At 30.8% G+C, this 19,055-nt stretch carries 21 protein-coding genes; 11 read left to right on the forward strand and 10 right to left on the reverse strand.

Going from position 1 to position 19,055, the window contains the following annotated elements; translation table 11 throughout:
- Window positions 1–9 precede the first annotated feature (9 nt).
- From FHG05_RS14660 to meaB, 3 genes are all read right to left on the reverse strand, one after another.
- Window positions 10–738, reverse strand: a complete 729-nt coding sequence (locus FHG05_RS14660; protein WP_140998855.1) for a hypothetical protein — start codon at window positions 736–738, stop codon at window positions 10–12.
- 191 nt (window positions 739–929) lie between these two features.
- A complete protein-coding gene (locus FHG05_RS14665; protein WP_140998856.1) occupies window positions 930–1,553 on the reverse strand; it encodes a hypothetical protein in 624 nt (207 codons plus the stop codon).
- 67 nt (window positions 1,554–1,620) lie between these two features.
- Window positions 1,621–2,709, reverse strand: a complete 1,089-nt coding sequence (meaB, locus tag FHG05_RS14670; RefSeq protein ID WP_235889687.1) for a methylmalonyl Co-A mutase-associated GTPase MeaB — start codon at window positions 2,707–2,709, stop codon at window positions 1,621–1,623.
- A gap of 97 nt (window positions 2,710–2,806) precedes the next feature.
- Here meaB and FHG05_RS14675 point away from each other — a divergent pair, with 97 nt between their 5' ends.
- From FHG05_RS14675 to FHG05_RS14690, 4 genes are all read left to right on the forward strand, one after another.
- Window positions 2,807–3,718 (forward strand): AEC family transporter, encoded by a 912-nt coding sequence (locus FHG05_RS14675; RefSeq protein WP_140998858.1) that lies wholly within the window; start codon window positions 2,807–2,809, stop codon window positions 3,716–3,718.
- Between the two features lie 327 nt (window positions 3,719–4,045).
- Window positions 4,046–4,387, forward strand: a complete 342-nt coding sequence (locus FHG05_RS14680; protein WP_140998859.1) for a hypothetical protein — start codon at window positions 4,046–4,048, stop codon at window positions 4,385–4,387.
- Entirely contained in the window at window positions 4,384–5,775 is a 1,392-nt protein-coding gene (locus FHG05_RS14685; protein ID WP_140998860.1) for an FAD-binding oxidoreductase, read from the forward strand. Before FHG05_RS14680 ends, FHG05_RS14685 begins: the two co-directional genes overlap by 4 nt.
- Window positions 5,776–5,890: 115 nt before the next feature.
- Window positions 5,891–6,586 carry an OmpA family protein gene (locus FHG05_RS14690; protein WP_140998861.1) on the forward strand — a complete coding sequence of 232 codons (696 nt, stop codon included), beginning with the start codon at window positions 5,891–5,893 and terminating at the stop codon, window positions 6,584–6,586.
- Window positions 6,587–6,679: 93 nt separating this feature from the next.
- Here FHG05_RS14690 and FHG05_RS14695 read toward each other — a convergent pair whose 3' ends face one another.
- The 3 genes from FHG05_RS14695 to FHG05_RS14705 form a co-directional block, all read right to left on the reverse strand.
- The gene (locus FHG05_RS14695; RefSeq protein WP_140998862.1) at window positions 6,680–7,099 is read right to left on the reverse strand and encodes a nucleoside-diphosphate kinase; all 420 of its coding nucleotides are present in this window, start codon (window positions 7,097–7,099) and stop codon (window positions 6,680–6,682) included.
- Window positions 7,100–7,160: 61 nt separating this feature from the next.
- A complete protein-coding gene (locus FHG05_RS14700) occupies window positions 7,161–7,565 on the reverse strand; it encodes a hypothetical protein (protein ID WP_140998863.1) in 405 nt (134 codons plus the stop codon).
- Between the two features lie 20 nt (window positions 7,566–7,585).
- Window positions 7,586–8,350, reverse strand: a complete 765-nt coding sequence (locus FHG05_RS14705) for an NADase-type glycan-binding domain-containing protein (protein WP_140998864.1) — start codon at window positions 8,348–8,350, stop codon at window positions 7,586–7,588.
- 153 nt (window positions 8,351–8,503) lie between these two features.
- Between FHG05_RS14705 and FHG05_RS14710 the strand changes: the two genes are divergently transcribed.
- The gene (locus tag FHG05_RS14710) at window positions 8,504–9,073 is read left to right on the forward strand and encodes a DUF4494 domain-containing protein (RefSeq protein ID WP_140998865.1); all 570 of its coding nucleotides are present in this window, start codon (window positions 8,504–8,506) and stop codon (window positions 9,071–9,073) included.
- 60 nt (window positions 9,074–9,133) lie between these two features.
- On the opposite strand, the gene FHG05_RS14715 is transcribed toward FHG05_RS14710, so the two are convergent.
- From FHG05_RS14715 to bshC, 4 genes are all read right to left on the reverse strand, one after another.
- Window positions 9,134–10,132: an alpha/beta fold hydrolase gene (locus FHG05_RS14715; RefSeq protein ID WP_140998866.1), complete on the reverse strand. Its 999-nt coding sequence runs from the start codon at window positions 10,130–10,132 to the stop codon at window positions 9,134–9,136.
- 101 nt (window positions 10,133–10,233) lie between these two features.
- Window positions 10,234–11,085: a sulfurtransferase gene (locus FHG05_RS14720; protein WP_140998867.1), complete on the reverse strand. Its 852-nt coding sequence runs from the start codon at window positions 11,083–11,085 to the stop codon at window positions 10,234–10,236.
- A gap of 132 nt (window positions 11,086–11,217) precedes the next feature.
- Window positions 11,218–11,631, reverse strand: a complete 414-nt coding sequence (locus FHG05_RS14725; RefSeq protein ID WP_140998868.1) for a hypothetical protein — start codon at window positions 11,629–11,631, stop codon at window positions 11,218–11,220.
- Between the two features lie 52 nt (window positions 11,632–11,683).
- Window positions 11,684–13,273 (reverse strand): bacillithiol biosynthesis cysteine-adding enzyme BshC, encoded by a 1,590-nt coding sequence (gene bshC / locus FHG05_RS14730; protein ID WP_140998869.1) that lies wholly within the window; start codon window positions 13,271–13,273, stop codon window positions 11,684–11,686.
- 578 nt (window positions 13,274–13,851) lie between these two features.
- Here bshC and FHG05_RS14735 point away from each other — a divergent pair.
- The 6 genes from FHG05_RS14735 to FHG05_RS14760 all read left to right on the forward strand — a co-directional run bounded on the left by FHG05_RS14735 (window position 13,852) and on the right by FHG05_RS14760 (window position 19,020).
- The gene (locus FHG05_RS14735) at window positions 13,852–15,243 is read left to right on the forward strand and encodes an RtcB family protein (RefSeq protein WP_140998870.1); all 1,392 of its coding nucleotides are present in this window, start codon (window positions 13,852–13,854) and stop codon (window positions 15,241–15,243) included.
- Between the two features lie 285 nt (window positions 15,244–15,528).
- The gene (locus tag FHG05_RS14740; protein WP_140998871.1) at window positions 15,529–16,074 is read left to right on the forward strand and encodes a nucleotidyltransferase family protein; all 546 of its coding nucleotides are present in this window, start codon (window positions 15,529–15,531) and stop codon (window positions 16,072–16,074) included.
- A gap of 8 nt (window positions 16,075–16,082) precedes the next feature.
- Window positions 16,083–16,817, forward strand: a complete 735-nt coding sequence (gene prfH / locus FHG05_RS14745) for a peptide chain release factor H (RefSeq protein ID WP_140998872.1) — start codon at window positions 16,083–16,085, stop codon at window positions 16,815–16,817.
- 140 nt (window positions 16,818–16,957) lie between these two features.
- Window positions 16,958–17,497: a tetratricopeptide repeat protein gene (locus FHG05_RS14750; RefSeq protein ID WP_140998873.1), complete on the forward strand. Its 540-nt coding sequence runs from the start codon at window positions 16,958–16,960 to the stop codon at window positions 17,495–17,497.
- A 42-nt stretch (window positions 17,498–17,539) separates the two neighbouring features.
- Window positions 17,540–18,463, forward strand: coding sequence for a phytanoyl-CoA dioxygenase family protein (locus FHG05_RS14755; RefSeq protein ID WP_232338102.1), 924 nt, complete (start codon window positions 17,540–17,542; stop codon window positions 18,461–18,463).
- Window positions 18,464–18,642: 179 nt separating this feature from the next.
- Entirely contained in the window at window positions 18,643–19,020 is a 378-nt protein-coding gene (locus FHG05_RS14760) for a T9SS type A sorting domain-containing protein (protein ID WP_181369180.1), read from the forward strand.
- Window positions 19,021–19,055: the final 35 nt, after the last annotated feature.

Raw genomic sequence — 19,055 nt, forward strand, 5'->3', positions numbered from 1 at the left:
TTTATAATATTAAATTCCAAAGCCTTCTTGACCTCCACTTGTAACAGGCGGTATAAGTGTTCCATGATTTTGAGAACCAGTTAAATTATTTGGGTCATTCTCTGTTGATCCAGTCATTGCTACGGTTTTTAAAGAACTACTAATTAATGGTGTTACTATATAACCAGGCATGTCGTTTAGTCCATTTGGATAGGTATTTGTGTCTTTTGGATTAAAATCTACCATTTTACCTTCAATATTAAGAGTAGGAACCATTACTAATGTATGTAAATGTTCGTATAATTGTTTATTCGGGTCAGTATACAAATCAATTAAATCAGGAAATTTAGCTTTCCAATTTTCTTCTTTTTTTGGATAAGCCGCATAGTAAATGCGTATTCCTAAATCTTTATCCGAAATAGTTCGATTAATCCCAGCTCCCAAATCACGAGATGTTTTTTCAATATGATAAATGAATTTTTTTAAGGTAATCAAATCAAACCATATGGAATGAGCATCTTTTTTATTGTAACCTAAGAAATCAGTATTTCTATTGACAAAGTCCAATTGATTACTACGATATTTATTCGTCATAGTATGAATAAGATCCACTCTTAGTTCATTTATTTGGCTATTACTATAATCCAAACATATTTTATTTGAATCTGCACAAGGACATGGATTTTTTCTAGGAGGGAATTTATATACATAAACTACAAATGCAATTGCTACTACTATTAAAAGTACTGTTGTTATCATCTTGTTTTTTTAAGTTATGAAATTACTTTTTTATTCTTTACAAAGAAACAACTCTTTACTTTTTTTAATGAAAGTTTAAAAACGTTTTTTGTAGGGGTAAATAACCCTATTATCTTAAAACTAATTTTTAGTAAATAAAAAAACGCATCCTTATATTTTAAGAATGCGTTAGTATTTAATAAATTGATATTTTAGAAACTTTCTTCATTATCAGGATCTGCAGGAGGAATCAAATTACCATGATTTTGAGCCGTGATATCACTATTTGCAGATGTTTTAGACATTATTTTATAATCACCCTTCTTTGTAGTATTTTGAAAACCAGTAAAGGTATTTTTGTCCATAGGGTTAAAATCTACATTTTTTCCTTCTACATCAATAGTAGGTATCATAACTAATGTATGTTTGTTTTCGTACTGTTGTGTAATGGGGCTATTTAATAAAAAAGATAATTCTTCATAACCTGTTGTTCCCCATTTTACTTTTTCAGGATAAGCAGCATAATAAAAACGAATTCCTAAGTCGTTACTTGAAGTGTTTCCATTTTTTTTAGCTTCATTTTCAACATCAGTAATAAATTTTTTCAATGTTTCTAATTCAAACCATATAGAATGCGCATCGTTCTCTATATTTGTTTTGTTGATAGTTGCTAATTGATTATTTCTGTACTGTTGAATCATCTCATTAACTAACGATTGTTTTAAAGTGTTTGGTTTTGAACTTTTTAAGGTTTTTTCTTTTGTGTCTAGACTTTCTGAGTTAGAACAAGAAAATAAAAATAGACTTGTAATAGCCAATAATGCAATGTTTTTCATGTGAATTTAATTAATTTGTTAGTCAAAACACAATTCAAAAATTATGCCACTTCCTTTTTTTAAGTTACTACTTGTCAAAATACTTTTCCAATAAAATTTGGGCAGCAGCAAAAGGTGATATTTCATTGTTTTGGACCGCTTTTTTATTGGCCTCCAGTAAAGTAATAATTTCAGAATGATGGTAAAAACGATTTTTTAATTGTTCATTAATCGTTTCTAACATCCAAAATTGGTTTTGTTCTTGTCTCTTAAGTTCGAAAAAATGATTCTTTTTTGTAATTTCTAAATAATCAGCAATCAATTGCCAAACGTTATCAATACCCTCTTTATCAATAGCACTGCAAGTAGTAACTTTGGGTATCCAACCACTTTTTTTTGCAGGAAATAAATGTAATGCTCTATTGAATTCTGTTTTTGCTAACTTTGCTTTTGCTTTATTGTCACCATCCGCTTTATTAATAACGATGGTATCTGCCATTTCCATGATACCTCTTTTAATACCTTGTAATTCATCTCCAGCACCAGCTATTTTCAATAAAAGAAAGAAATCGACCATACTGTGTACAGCAGTTTCACTTTGTCCTACACCGACGGTTTCTATAATAATGGTGTCATAACCACAAGCTTCACATAAAATGATACTTTCTCTGGTTTTTCTAGCGACACCACCTAAACTATCACCAGAAGCACTTGGTCTAATAAAAGCATTTTCATCTTTTACTAATTCTTCCATTCGGGTTTTATCACCTAAAATACTTCCATGACTAATAGACGAACTAGGGTCAACCGCTAAAACAGCTACTTTTTTACCTAAGGATGTAAGGTATTTGCCAAAAGCTTCAATAAAAGTCGATTTACCCACTCCAGGAACACCGGTTATACCTATTCTTACCGATTGATTGGCATATGGTAAACACCCTTGAATTACTTCATTTGCTTTGTCTAAATGCGCTTCATTGGTACTTTCAATTAGAGTGATGGCTCTACTTAAAGCAATTTTATCACCTTTAGTAATGGCTGTAATTAATTCTTTTGCAGAAGGTTGTTTTCTACGAAATTGTAAAATATTTTGAGCAACAGTAGAACTAATAGAGTCGGGTTGCTGCACTCCATTAATTTCTGATAAAGCCGATTTGTTATTTTTATTTTCCAAAATCCTAGTTGTTGTTGTAAAAGTACAATTTTTTTGAAAAAAATAAGGTTTCCGATGGCGAATCGAATAAAGCTTATACCTTTGTGTTTTTAGGACTACAATGGACAATATTTTACTATTATTTGTATGTTTATTCATAGGCGTTGCTTTTCAATTTGTAAAAGCATTTCCTAAAAACATGCATTTATCTCTAAATCAGTTTGTTATTTATGTTTCATTGCCAGCTTTAGGTTTATATTATATTCCAAAAATTCAAATCTCTATTGCTTTATTGTACCCTTTAGGAATTGCTTGGTTTGGGTTTATACTATCATTCGTGTTTTTTTATAGTTTAGGAAAATACTTTGGATGGTCTAAAAAATTAACTGGATTTTTAATTGTTACAGCAGGTTTAGGCAATACGTCTTTTGTAGGTTTTCCAGTAATTGAAGCTTTATATGGAACTGAAGGCTTGAAAACTGCCATTATTGTAGATCAACCAGGTTCCTTTGTGGTAATGGCAACGTTAGGCATTATTACGGCAACTTTATTTTCTAGAGAAGCATTAAGTACAAAAACAATGGTATTAAAAATTGCTCTTTTTCCACCATTTATTGCTTTTTCTGTAGCTTTACTAATGAATTGTATACAAATCGATTTTCCTGTGGTGTTGCAAAGTGTTTTTCAGCGCATCGGAAGTACGGTTACACCTATTGCATTAGTAGCAGTAGGCTTACAATTAAAAATCGAAAGAAACAGTAAACATTGGAAATTCCTCTGGTTAGGTTTAGGTTTTAAATTACTACTAACCCCTTTGTTTTTTTACATTTTATATAAAAAAATAGCACATGCTTCTGGTATAGTGATTGATGTATCCATTATGGAAGCAGCCATGGCACCCATGATAACAGGTGTAATTTTAGCTTCAAGTTATGGGTTAAAACCAAAATTGGGCAGTATGATGATTGGAATAGGTATCCCTTTGTCGTTTATTACATTAGCATTATGGTATTGGATTCTGAAATTTTTTTAGAGAATGAAAATCGGTTTTTATAACATTTTTATTAGTCTTCTGTATTTTTTGATGTTGTTAATGACAACTTATACTGGGTATGTCTATTTTAAAAATCAAGTATATAATTATGATATTTTGAAGCAAATTATACCAATACTTATTCTTATTTTAGCCTTATTATTATGGAGTTATTTTTTTTATAAGTTTAAGATTATAATCATTAATAAAAATTGTATTCTTCAAATCAACCCCTTTTTATTTAATTTTAAAAAAATATATTTTAAGAAGGTTAAGATTTTTAACTATTACCCTTGGATTACTGGAAAAAGATATTATTTCGTGTGTATGGAAATAAAAGATTATGAAGACAATACTATAATAATATCACAAGCTCTTTTTGAAAATTTTGAAAATTTAGTAAATAAAATCCATTTGAATACTAATATAAAAATTCCTTTTAAAATGAGAGATTTACTTTTGAAAGAAGCTAAAAGTAGTCTTGGAAATACCATTTTTAATTTTTTTTTATTATCATTATTTTTATTGTTTTTAATTGGATCAACACTTTTTGAAAAAATTCTATTTTCAAATTTTCATAAGATTGCTATTTCAATAAATATAATATTATTATTTGTTACTTTTAGAAGATTAAAAAATTATAAGTTAAGATTAAAAATATCAAAATGAATCCCAAAATAGTTGTCGAACTCCAAAATATAGTAGGTGAGTCTTGTGTTTTTACAGATGAAGATACAAGGAAAAATTATGGTCATGATGAAACCGAAGATTATAATTTTCCACCTCAAGTTGTGGTAAAACCAAAAACACCAGAGGAAATTTCAGCTATTATGAAACTAGCCACTCAAAATAAAATACCGGTTACACCCATTGGTGCTAAAACGGGATTAAGTGGTGGTGCATTAAGTATTTATGGTGGTATTGGACTTTCCATGGAACGATTTAACTCCATTATAGAGGTAGACGATAAAAATCTTCAAGTAATTGTTGAACCAGGAGTTATTACGCAAGTTTTGAAAGATGCAGTAGCTGAAAAAGGTTTGTTTTATCCTGTTGATCCGAGTAGTTTAGGAAGTTGTTTTATTGGCGGTAATATCGCTGAAAATTCGGGAGGAGCAAGAGCTGTTAAATATGGAGTAACTAAAGATTATGTGTTGAATTTAGAAGTTGTTTTACCCAATGGAGAAATTATTTGGACTGGTGCCAATACCTTAAAAAATTCTACGGGTTATAATTTAACTCAATTAATGGTTGGTAGTGAAGGTACTCTTGGAATTATTACAAAAATTGTATTGAAGTTAATTCCTAAAGTTACCCATACTATTTTAATGCTAGTTCCTTTTTATAAAGCAGAACAAGCCTGTGAAGCAGTTTCTGCTATTTTTAGAGCTGGAATTGTTCCGAGTGCTTTAGAATTTATGGAAAGAGACGCGATTGATTGGACTATGAAATTTGTAGAGGGCGTAAGTGTACCCATAAAAGAGGAAGTTCAAGCCCATCTTTTAATTGAAGTAGATGGTAATTATCCAGAGGTTTTGTTTCAAGAAGCCGAAAAAATTACAGAAGTCTTGGAACAATTTGAAATTGACGAAGTCTTATTTGCTGATACTGAAGATCAAAAAAATGCCTTATGGAAGTTGAGAAGAGCAGTTGGAGAAGCGGTAAAATCAAATTCGGTGTATAAAGAAGAAGATACCGTTGTTCCAAGGTATGCTTTACCCATTTTATTAAAAGGAGTAAAAGATGCAGGAAAAAAATATGGTTTTCACACGGTTTGTTACGGTCATGCAGGTGATGGTAATTTACACATTAATATTGTAAAAGGTGATATGTCTGATGAAAATTGGATTACAGAAGTACCTAAAGGAATTGTTGAAATTTTCGAATTAACCGTACAATTAAAAGGAACACTTTCAGGAGAACACGGCATTGGATATGTACAAAAAGATTATATGCCTTTAGCTTTTAATACTGCTGAATTGAATTTAATGAAAGGTATTAAAAAACTTTTCGATCCTCTTGGTATCCTAAATCCTGGGAAAATATTGAATATGTAAAGAGAAAGTTAACAGTACTAAATTATCGTTAATCTTTGGTAATTAAAAGTTAATGCTTATTCAAATGTAGTTGTTTACCAAATATATTTGAGAATTAATTTTTAAAACAAAAACAATGAAAAAAATTTTAGTTGCTGTAGTTACAGTATTTACATTCACATTTGTTAGTGCACAAGAGGAAACTCAACCTCAAGAGTTTGGATTTTTACAAAAGGATATTTTTGTGGAAGGAAACATTGGTTTTTCTGGTTCAAAAAATACAGATTCAGATGTTACTGGAGATATAGGTGAGAGAAAATATAATACGTTTAATTTTACACCTAAAGTGGGTTATTTTGTTACAGATGAATTAGCAGTAGGAATTAGATTAAATTTAGGAAATTCAAAAAGTGAGTATACTCAATTTGGAAGTCCTAATGTAGTAAATGAAACTAAAGTCAATAGTTATGGAGGTGGATTATTTGCTCGTTATTATTTTCTAGAATTAGGTAAGAGATTTAAAACTTATTCTGAATTAGGAGTAAGTTATAGTTCTATAAAATCAGAAATTTCTGAAAGTGGAAATCCTATTTTAAATAGTGATAGAGAAATTAAATCTTTTAATGCGGGCTTAGATTTAGGAATTCAATATTTTGTAACTTCAAGAATGGCTATAAATTTTGCTTTGTCTAATGTTTTGAATTTTAATTCAAGTACATCAAAAGAGAAGATAGCACAAACGGAAAGCAAAAGCACTGGCTTTTATAGTAATTTAAATTCATTTACCAATTTCTTTGATACTCCAACTTTTGGTTTAACCTATAAATTGTAATGGAAAACAGTTTTTAAAAATAAAAATCCCGTTTTGAAACTACAAAACGGGATTTTTTATATAATTTTTGAATGCTAATTTTTCAACTGAAAATTAAAATTGCTCTCTACCTGCAAAATGAAAAGCACCTTCAATAGCTGCATTTTCATCAGAATCTGAACCGTGAACAGCATTTTCACCAATTGAAGTTGCATATTTTTTACGAATAGTTCCTTCAGCAGCATCCGCTGGATTGGTAGCTCCAATTAATGTTCTGAAATCATCTACAGCATTTTCTTTTTCTAAAATAGCCGCTACGATAGGACCTCTTGTCATGAATTCAACTAATTCACCAAAAAATGGTCTTTCACTGTGTACTGCATAAAATTGTTGAGCATCAGCAACTGTTAATTGCGTTAATTTCATTGCTACAATTCTGAAACCACCTTCAGTAATCATGTTTAAAATACCACCAATATGTCCGTTTTCAACAGCATCTGGTTTAATCATTGTAAAAGTTCTATTCGTTGCCATAACGTTTTTTCTATTTTTAAAATTTGGTGCAAAAGTAGTCTTTTTGTTTGGAGTTTAAAAACTATTCGATAGGATTTTTGAATTCTTCTTTTGGTTGATTCGGCATTTGAGTAAATTCAATTGCATTTAAATCATTTTTTAAGCTCAAAAGAGTTTCAATCATAAATTGATCTAAATCATCAGGTATTTGCATTTTGCTGTCTTGGAATTGTTTTATAAGAAGCAATAAATACTCAGAAATAGTCTTTTCACCATCAGCATCTAAAAACATTTCTTGGTACCAAAAGTCCATTGTCGTTGTTTTAATAGAACCTTTCTCGTCTTTATGAACCAAAGCGATTTCTTCTTTTGTAATCCACATCCATTGTTTTGTTCGAACAAAATAAAAGTCTTTTTCAGAAAATGTATTTATAAATTCGAATTCAGGAATTACGTGCTTATTTTTATTTTTAAAGAATGAAAACATCTATAAATTAAATATTAATGTTAATGTACATCGATGCCATCAAAATAAATTTCTGTGATTGCGGTATCATCATATTTTTCACCTTTGTAAACTTCTACAATTTCGAATGTAATTGTCCACCAAGGTTGTTTTTGTAAAGAATTGAAATCTTCTCTATTGCTATTCCCAAGAGGATCAAAGTAAAATGATTGTTCATTTTTCGAGTCTTCTAAATGGAGTAAAGCAAAGGGTATATCATTTAAATACATTTTTAACTTCTTAACTCTCGAATTCTCTCTCCAAATTTTATCTGATTTAACATAACCATTTACAATTATAATTTCAGTAATTCTTGGATTTTCAGGAGGAAAATGATAAGTAATTGTTTCACCTATTCCGTAGCCAGAAACCCCTTCTATCCATGCTGTTTTATAATTTAAATCATGAATGTTTTTAGGAATATAGTTAATCTCTTTATTCGTTTTTAAGGCAGACGAAGCAGAGATTGTATCCAAACCACCACCACAATACCAACTACAACCTACTCCTAAAACATCCCAATATCCTTCTCTGTCTTCTAAACAGTCTTCATATTGTTTTTTTTCTTCAGGCGTAAGACGTTCTTTTTTCTTTTGATTTATTTTTTCAAAAAGAGTCTTACAATCTTCAATGCTTTTTTCAAAGGCTAATTCACCAGCAGGACTTTTTTCAATCAAAGAACCTAATTTAGGTTTCATTTCTTTTATATTCTGACTAAAACTAATTGAATTATATAAAAAGAAAAGAGTCAAAAAAGCTATTCTCATTATCAATTATTTATATTTGGTTACCTTACAAAAATAGATTAAAAAAAGTGGTTTTGATACAAAGATTATTAAAATTGTGAATATCTATTTTTAAAATTAACAAGCTATTTTTTGATTAAAAAGTATCTTTGGCCTCCTTAAAAAATAAAGAATATGAGTGCAACTTGGTATGAATGTAAAGTAAAGTATAGAAAAATAGATGAAAACGGCGTGCAAAAAGTAGTAACCGAACCTTATTTGGTCGATGCGATTTCCTATACTGAAGCCGAAAGAAGAATCAATGAAGAAATGGCAGCCTATGTGAGTGAAGAATTTAAGATTACCAATATTAAATTTGCCAATTATTCTGAAATTCATCCGTTTGAAAAAGCGGATCGATGGTTCAAATCTAAAGTAGCTTTGGTAGCTTATGATGAAGAAAGTGGAAAAGAACGTAAAACGAATATCTATTTATTGGTACAAGCCAATGATGTAAAAGAAGCCTACGATAATACGCTTCATGCGATGCAAAATACTATGGGCGATTATACCATTCCTGCTATTGCAGAATCTCCAATTATGGATGTTTTTCCTTATTTTAGTGGAGAAGAAGCGGATTTGGAAGCCTTAGAAAAATTTAACGCTGTTAAAGCTTCAAAATTAGAAATACAAGAAATGGAAGATTCATTGGATTTTGAAGAAGCAGTGGACGAATTTGTAATTGAAGAAGATATAGACTCTTAAGAAAATATAAAAAACCTGATTTATCGTTGTTTAAATCGGGTTTTTTTTAAGCAAGCTTAATTATTTATTGTTTAACCATTTTTTTATTGCGTTAAGTGCTGTTTCGTCCATGTTATATAAAGAGTCTCCAATAACAGCATTTTTATCGGTCAACCAATGATTAAGATCTTTCAAAATTTGAACCTCAATATTTTGATTATTAAATTTTCGAAGTAAATCTATTTCTTTCTCATAGTCTATAATTTTATTTTTCGTACCAGTTAAATAAAGTACAGGAATTGAGATAGTTTCTACTACACTTTCTAAATTAGTGGTTAACATTTCAACTAAAAGATCATCTTGAATAATTGCTGAACATTTTTTATTAAACCCTTTTTCTTTTATATATTTTTTTATATTACTTTGGTTAAATAATTTATTGTTTGAAATAATTTTGAATAGGCCTTCAAGAAATACTAAAGTTTCTTCTTTAGATTTATCCTTTCTCATAATTTCAGGAATTATTTTCTCATAATCCATTTTTATTTGATTCGTAACAAAAGCACCATTTTTTATTATTGGAGTTTCAATTAAAATAATGAAATCAGGAATTGATTTATTTTGAATAATATCTAAGGTTGCAATTCCTCCAAGACTATGGCCTATTATACCTATTTTCATATTTTTATAGGAATCTTTTAAATATTTAAAGACAAAGTTTAAATCTTCTGATAAATCTTTTGCCAATTCAGAATATTTGCCTTCCGATTTGCCAATACCTCTTTCATCAAATCGATATACTGCTATTCCTTCTTTTAATAAACTAGCTGCCAATTTGAAATGGGAATTTCTTGTGTCTTTCCCACTTCCTGGAACAATAATTACTATTTTATTGAATTCTTTTTTAGGTTGTAGGAGCGTACCAGAGAGTATTATTTTTTTAATTGTATTATCAATATTGATTTCTGTGGAAATATAATTTTCAATAGAATCAACTTCTTTTTCATAAGTAAAGATATTTTGAGAATTTGCAACAATGGAAAAGAATAGAAGAAAAAGAATTTTTTTAGAGATAAACATTTTTTTTAATTATGATTTTTTTATTTTTTTGGATATAACAAATTTTATAAAAATATTTTGATACGTTTCTACAGGAATTAATTAGAAATATGAAAAACAACTTATTCTTCAGTCACAATTCCCTTCCCATTTCGAGACCATTCACTCCAAGAGCCTACATATAAATTAGGTAGAGATAAGCCTGCACTTGCAATAGCTAATAGGGTATGACAAGCCGTAACTCCTGAACCACAATGCACGATTTGATTTTCAATTGGAATATTTCCTAAAATTGCTTCATATTTTTCTTTCAATAGGGAAGGAGACAAAAACAAACCATTTTCATCCAAATTAGTCGAAAAAGGCACATTCACAGCATTCGGAATATGACCCGCAACCAAGTCTAAAGGCTCTACATGACCTTTGTATCGAGCCGTTTCTCGAACATCAATAATGATGGCATCGGGATTTGTAGTTGCTTTTTCTACTTCATCCATCGTAACTTGTGGTAATTGCCAATTCGTGACAGGATAAAGTCCCACTTTTTCCGCCTTTTCAATGCCTTTTGCTAATGGAAATCCAATAGCTTCAGCAGTACTTTTTCCACCATTCAAAACCTGAATTTTTTCATGACCAATTGCTTTTAACATCCACCAAAAACGTGCAGCAGCATTCGCTCCGCTTTTATCATCATACACCACTACATGACTTTCAGGAGTAATACCTAATGCACCAACAACTTTTGAAAATTGTTCCAAAGTAGGCAAAGGATGACGACCACCTTCAGCAACATCTTCTTTAATAGCTGCCAATTGCGTATTCAAATCGACAAACAAAGCACCTTGTAAATGACTTGCCAAGTAATTGTTAAAAGCTTCTTTACCATTACTAGCATCGATGAGTACGAGCTTTTTAGTTTCTAGTAAAGCGAGAAGTTCGGTTGCGGAAATAAGAGGAGAGAGTTGTTGTTTCATGTGGTATAGTGACTATATAAATTAAGTATTTAAATAAGATAAAATTTCAAAAATTTCCTTTGAATTTTAAAAGAATCTTTTGAATTTAATATTTTATTTTTTGATTTGAAAAAACTTTTGGATTTAGTTTTGTTATTCTAAAAACCCCAACTCTAAGCCACATTCTTTAAAATTTAAATATCTCAGTTCAATATGTGTTTTATAATATGGTAATTTTCTAAAAAGAAATTGGTTCTTTTTGAATAGAATATTTTTAATACCATTATTATCTTCGAAATTCAGTTTTAATGTGTCTGAATTTGTTTGCCAATTAAAAACATCTTTTTCTGATATTTTTTCGTATTCGACATAACCTCTTCCATTTTCATAAAAAGTAAAGGAAAAACCTTCAGGAGCTTCTTCTCTTTCAGAACAAAACATACCAGAAACTCTCCATTTTCCAACTAAAATAATATTATTTTCAGGTTTATAATTTTCTGTAAACGAAAAAAATAAATAAGTTGAAATAAACATTATTAAAAATTTAATTTGGTTTTTTGTTCTCATATCTCCTGGGTTTATTTTCTTTTGTATACGAACATAACTTATTGAAATACAATCACAAAACCACCACAGTAAACTCCTGTTCCAATGGTTGTAACTCTTCCAAAAGCGTTTCAATTAATTTAGGTCCAAAAGCTTCATAAAACGCAGCAAAATTTACTTTTCGTTCTTGTAAACTTTGACTAGGAAATAATTCATTTTGTAACAGTGTAATGCGTTCTAATTTGTCTGCTAAAACACGCTTTTCAGCTTTTAATAAACGTTTTTCTAAATTGTCTAATCCTTTCAATTGTTTTATTTCTTGTGCTTCTACAGCACCAATAAAGGATTTGTCTGTTTGTTTTGCCATTTCTTTTAACCCAACAAATTGTTGTTTCAGATGTTCTTTTTGCTCTGAAAAATCAATCGTAAATTGCGATAATTGTTTGGTTTTATTCGTTAGAAGAATGTTTTGTTTTTGAAATAAATCCGACCAATTTAAATCTAATTTAGCTGCTTTTTGGGCTTGTTTCTCGGTTGCCAAAAGCACCGAATTGCGTAACAAAAGGATAGGAAAAGGAACTTTATTTGCCTTAAAATTAGATTGCAATTGTAACCAATAGGCCAATTCGCCTCCACCACCAATGTAGCATAAATTAGGTAAAATAATTTCTTGATACAAAGGTCTTAAAATAACATTCGGACTAAATTTTTCGGGATGATTCTCTAATTCGGTACGTATTTCTTTTTCTGAAAAAGTCATTTTAGTATTCAAAACGCTGTATTGGCCGTTTTCAAAAACAATGCGTTCTCTCAAATGATCTTCAATGTAAAACAAGTTAATTTCCCTAGGATTTACCTGAATTTTATAATCACGTAATGCCTCGTTCGTTTGTAAAACTTCAGTACTGGAGGTTTGATGCAACAACTCTTCTTTTGCATAGGGAACGAAAAGTTGTTTCAAGTTTTTATCGTCACCGTCTAAAATAACTAAACCTTCTTCTTTAAACAACTCATTGGCTAAATAACGGGTAGCATCGGCTAAATTGGAATGCTCTAAATAGGCTTTTTGAAACACTTTTTTCAAGTAATTGGCATGCTCACTAATCCCAATAGCTTTTGAAAATTCTTCAAAAACAGTTTCTAATCCTTTCGTATCTAAGCGTCCTACGGGTCCAAAACTCTCTTTTTTCCATTGGATTTTCTTACCATTTAGGTTGAAATAATTGATTTCTTCAAAATCATGATCCTCAGTTGCCATCCAATAAATGGGTACAAAATTATTTTCTGGATATTTTTTTTGTAATTCTTTACATAAATTGATAGTAGAAATAATTTTATACAAAAAATACAACGGACCTGTAAATAAATTCAATTGATGACCGGTTGTAATGGTAAAAGAAGTAGTGTTTTTTAAAAGCTGAATGTTGTTTAAAGAGGCTTCAGAAATTTCAAAATTCATATATTGTTTTTCTAAAGCTGAAACTAAAATTTTTCTATTTTCTAAAGTAAAACTATTCTGTTTTTCAAGGAGTTGGTCTTTAAAGTTTTCCAACTTTGGAAAGCGATGGTACAGCGGCCTCAAAGCATCTTTTTCATTTAAATAATCCATCATTAAGTCTGAAAAATATCCTGAGTTTTGGTAGCTGATACAGTCGGTTGGCATAGGTTAAAATTTTTGTAAAAATAGAGAAATTTAAACAAGTTGTTAAACGCTTTAACATTCACTTAATATAGTTTTTCTACTACAAAAAAATATTTTTTTTAAAATAAATTTGGAAATGTGAAAAATAATTACAAAAATTTGTCCCAGAAAAAAATAACATTAAAAACGAAGAAAAAATGACATTATTCAATTTATACTTTCAAAGCAACCCATCAGTAGAGACTGGTGCTGCTTTTCTTCGTGGTTTATTTCATTCCTAAAATCAGAATCAAAGATATGAAAAAGCCCGAAGCTATTTAGATTCGGGCTTTTTTAATTCTAGACCCTTCAAAAATTCCCGAAATACACGAACTTTTACATTATCATTTTGATAATGCGGTTTTACCTAATTCATTGTGCTGTATTCAAAACCGTCAATTCGAGTACTTTTTCAAAGAAAAAGTGTATCGAGAATAGGTTTTGAATCACTCAAATTCTTCTTTTAAAGCTATTTCGCCAAATAGTTAGGATACTTTAGCGATGACATTTAAGAATAGAATAATTATTGGGTAATTAATTATAACATTATTAAAAATTTCATGGGAAATAAATTATCAGGAAAAGACCTAATCAAATTAGGCTTTCCAAAGAATAACGCCATCAATATTGCTTTAGGGCAAATTAATAGATACAGAAAAAGAGAAAAAAAGGAAAGTATTTTAAATGAAGCCAAAGAGGTTTTGTTGCATCCAGAAAAGTTTAAAATGCACGGTACTTGGGGAAAAGTAGCAGAAGGATTGGTAAACCCGGTTCAAGTGAAATTCAACCAATTGAAAAATACAAGAGCTCCTTTTTCCATTTTTGGAGAAAATGAAATCGATGAACAAGCAAAGTTTCAATTGTATGACGCTTTAAAATTACCTGTAGCCGTTAAAGGGGCTTTAATGCCCGATGCACACTCTGGTTATGGTTTGCCAATTGGAGGCGTTTTGGCAACCGAAAATGCGGTGATTCCTTATGGAGTAGGTGTCGATATTGGTTGTAGAATGAGTTTGTCCATTTTTGATTTACCAGCTTCTTTTTTAAAAGGAAAAGACCACCAATTAGAATCGATTTTAAAAGACCATACTCAATTTGGGATGTATGAAACACATAAAATCAAAGCAGATCATGAGGTGTTTTATCGCAACGAGTTTGATACGATTCCTTTACTGAAAAAGTTAAAAGATAAAGCGTATAAACAATTGGGTACATCTGGTGGAGGGAATCATTTTGTAGAATTTGGTATTGTAAAATTAGAGCAACCCTTATCCGAATGGAAATTAGAACCTAAAGAATATCTAGCGGTATTATCACACAGTGGTTCGAGAGGTTTGGGAGCCAATATTGCCAAACATTATACGTATTTGGCAACCAAACAATGTCCGTTGCCTAAAAATGTACAGCATTTAGCATGGCTCGATTTGAATACACATGACGGACAAGAATATTGGTTGGCTATGAATTTAGCAGGTGATTATGCCAAAGCGTGTCACGATGACATTCATCGCAGAATTGCCAAAGCTTTAGGAAAAAGAGTAGTGGTTACGATAGAAAACCATCACAATTTTGCATGGAAAGAAATGGTTGACGGTAACGAATGCATCGTGCATCGAAAAGGAGCAACTCCAGCGCAAAAAGGAGTTTTAGGTATTATTCCTGGTTCCATGACTGCACCTGGATTTATCGTTATGGGAAAAGGCAATGAAGCCAGTTTAGATTCTGCTTCTCACGGAGCTGGACGTTTGTTCTCAAGAGCCAAATGCAAAGCAAATTTTACGCAAAGTCAGATTAAAAAAGAGTTGGCTGCACAAGATGTAAAATTAATAGGAGGCAATGTAGACGAAGCTCCAATGGCCTATAAAGACATACACAAAGTAATGGCTTTACAATCGGAATTAGTGGAGGTTTTAGGCACATTTACCCCTAAAATAGTACGAATGGATCGCTAATATTTTTTTGTAGGAGCGAATGGTTTGGGCATTTTTGGCTCACCATTTTCCCGCTTTTCGAAGTAGTCCCGAAATATCGGGAGCTACTTCCTACAATCGGGACTAAACAGGAAGCCAATCGAATTTTTGGAAAGAGAAATTAAGTAGTTAACTCTAGTTACTCGTCAGTTCGGGTGTTTTTGTGTAGTGAAAAGGAACAAAAAAGTATCGAGAACATTCTTATAAGGAATGAATTTTTAAATGAAGCATGTTTTAATAGTGACATGTTTATAATAAATAATAAGTATGGGAGCACCACATAATAAAAACAGATATGGTGAACTATGGAATCAAAATAGAATCGATGAAAGTTTGAAAATCTTACATCTTTTAAAAGAGTACATCGTTCTCTCAGGAGGTTGGGCCTGGCATTTTATGAGCATACCCAATCATATAGAGTATAAACACGCTCACGATCATAAAGATATCGACATTTTTGTACATCCTAAAAATGTAGCGAAAGTGATGGAAGTGTTATTAGAAAATAATTTTGAAAAAGTTTGGACAAGATATGATCATTTGTATAGCGCAGAAAACTTTAGGAGATATGAAAAAGTAATTGCAATAACTAATGAAAAAGCATTTCGAATTACAATTGATTTTTTTGAAAGAACCGATTTACAAACGGAAATATGCAATGGTTTCACAGTCGTTTCTCCACAAATGTTATTGCGTTTTTATTCTAATATACATTCCAGTGATAAATGTTGGGCAGTAATTAAAGCAAAGGAATTTTTAGAGAAAGGAATCAATCCAATAGGAAGAAAAGAACTCTCTGAAATACCAAAATAGAAAGAAGTATGGGGCATTATAACAAACATATATTTTCAGAAGAAGCGCATAATAATCAAGCTTTAAAAATAATACAAATCACCTCAGGAAGAGGTCCAGCAGAATGTACTTGGGTAGTGGCTCAGGTTGTAAAAAAAGTGTTGGAGGAAGCTCATGAAAAACAGCTAAAAGCAACTGTTGTGCAACGAGAAGCCGGTCAGGAAAATGGTACTGTAGAAACAGCTATTATTCAACTGGAAGGTAAAAATGCTAACACTTTTGTTGCTTCTTGGGTAGGCACCATTCAATGGATTGGTAAGAGTACGTTTCGAAAGTTCCACCAACGTAAGAATTGGTTTGTGGGTATTTTTGAAATTGAACAATCAAAAGATACTGCATTTCATGAAAAAGACGTGCAATACCAAGCCATGAGGAGTTCTGGAGCAGGAGGGCAACATGTAAATAAAGTGAGTTCTGCAATTCGAGCGACACACGTTCCTACAGGTATTGCCGTTGTTGCTATGGATTCAAGATCACAACATCAAAACAAAAAATTAGCTACAGAACGGTTAAAGCAAAAGATTGAAGAAAATAATTGGAACCAATTTAAAAATCAGGAGCAAAATGCTTGGTCGAATCAAATGCAAATAGAACGTGGTAATCCTGTTCGAGTTTTTGAAGGTTCCGATTTTAAGAAGCAAAAAGAGGATAAAAGTTATAAAAAAGAGCGATTGAAATTAAAACGACAAGATTATAATGAGTAGTACTTTTTTGCGTGAAGGATTGCAGCGAAAAGCCCACAATGAGGAACGAATGAGGACTTGTAGCGCAAAGCCTGACCTGAAAGGGCACGCCCTAAAAAAGAGTTTAGAAATTTGAGTTTAGAATTTAGAAAATTAAAAAAATGAAATCAATAGATAAATATTTGTTTCAAGCGATGGATAATTATCCGTATTGTTTGGAAGAAACCATAGAGTCTTTAGACTATGCCTTATCTTATGACGATAAGAATACAACAGCTTTATGTTTGTATGCGAGAATACAAGCAGAGCAATTGTTTCATTATGAAGAAGCGAAAAATTATTACCAACAAGCCTTAGGTATAAATATTAATGCGATTGAAGTGTATCCTTTTTACATTCAAACCTTGTTGTGGAATGAAGATTTTGAGGAAGCAGCCACGTTGATTGACTTTGCTTTAACGGTAAAAGGAATCAATAAGGTAGAAATTTTGATGAAGAAAATTCAGTTTTTAGAGATAAAAAGAGAATTCAAAGCAATCAAAAAAATATTAAAAGAGCTTCAGTTATTAGTCGTTTCAAATGAATATACATATTATTTGGAAGAAACTAAGAAAAGAATCAATGAAAAACTAGCGCTTCTAAAACCTAAAAAGAAAAAAGGTAAGAAATCTAAAAAAGACAAAAAAAAGAAAGGATGCTAAAAGGCATCCTTTTTTTGTTTACCAAAAGAAAATCAAGTATTTTTGAGAATAACAATCGTAGAAATGGAGGAGATTATACTTTCAAATTTTTGGAGAAGAACCTTGCAAAATGAACCTAATCAAACGACAACTTGGGATGAAGAAACGGGTTATTTGTATCGTTTAGGAATTAGTATGGAACTTACTTTGCAATTTATATATGAATCAAAACCTAGTTTAGAAGATTTTAAGCAATGGATTAGTACCAATAGTAAAGCATTTGATTCTGAAAAGTATGAAGAAAATGTACTTACTGCTGAAGATTTGCAATTTTGGGAAACCAATGGTTATGTGATTGTAAAAAATGCTATTCCAATTCAGGATTGCTTAGAGACACAACAGGTAATTTGGAATTTTTTACAGAAAGATCCTGAGGATAGTACTACTTGGTATACGTTTCACGAAGCTCAAAAAGGACTCATGGTGCATTTTTTTAATCATCCCATTTTAGAAAAAAACAGAGCGTCTTTGAAAATTAAAAAAGCATACGAACAGTTATACGGTACAGATGCAATTTTTAAAACAATTGATAAAGTAAGTTTTAATCCGCCCGTTACAGACAACTATGCTTTTTTAGGAAGTAATTTACATTGGGATGTGAGCTTGCAACAACCGATTCCTTTTCGTTTACAAGGGTTGTTGTATTTGTCAGATTGTGGTGCAAAGGATGGTGCTTTTCATTGTGTTCCAGGTTTTCATCATAAAATTGAAAATTGGATGCAATCTTTAGGGCCTAATGAACATCCTAGACAAGTAGCATTAGAAACTTTAAAACCTGAACCTATAATTGGAAATGCTGGTGATTTTATCATATGGCATCAAGCTTTACCGCATTGTGCCACACCAAATAGAGGTAGTAAACCGAGATTGGTACAGTATTTAACCTATTTTACTGAAAATTATAAAGAAGCAGAAGAATGGATTTAATATATTGATTCATTTGTGTTAATTATAACTTCATAATCAAGTCTTTTTTTGGCAATTTATTAATGAAAAGTTAAACTTATTAACAAATTTTCTTAATAAAAAAATAAACTAGAAGATTGTTTCGTTATCCTAAAAAGATATTTTTGCAAGCGCAAACAACAACTATAAAAAAAATGATTATGAAAAAAGTAAAATTAGGCCTTGTTATGGCAATGGTCGCGTCTTCTTCGATGATGATGGGTCAGCAGTCGGTTTCTCTAGAGAAGAATAAATTTGAAATGAAAACAATTGTTGCTAAAAACAATCAAGAGAGCAACGATAAAGGGTTAGTAATTAGTGATATTAAAATGTTTCCTAATCCTGCAAGTGATTTAGTTACACTTCAAGGTGTAAAAGTAGATGACCAAATTAGTATTACAGACAATAAAGGTAAAACGAGACTTCAAATTAAAGCGAAAGCTGAAGTTGAAATTATTCCAATCGACTTTTTAGAATCTGGTATTTATTTATTAGCAATCAATGGTGAAAAAAGAAGGTTGATTGTAGAGAATAAATAAAAAAGTATTTTAAATAAAAAAGGCAATGCATTCGC

It is taken from the genome of Flavobacterium profundi (assembly GCF_006491645.1).
Classification (GTDB): domain Bacteria; phylum Bacteroidota; class Bacteroidia; order Flavobacteriales; family Flavobacteriaceae; genus Flavobacterium; species Flavobacterium profundi.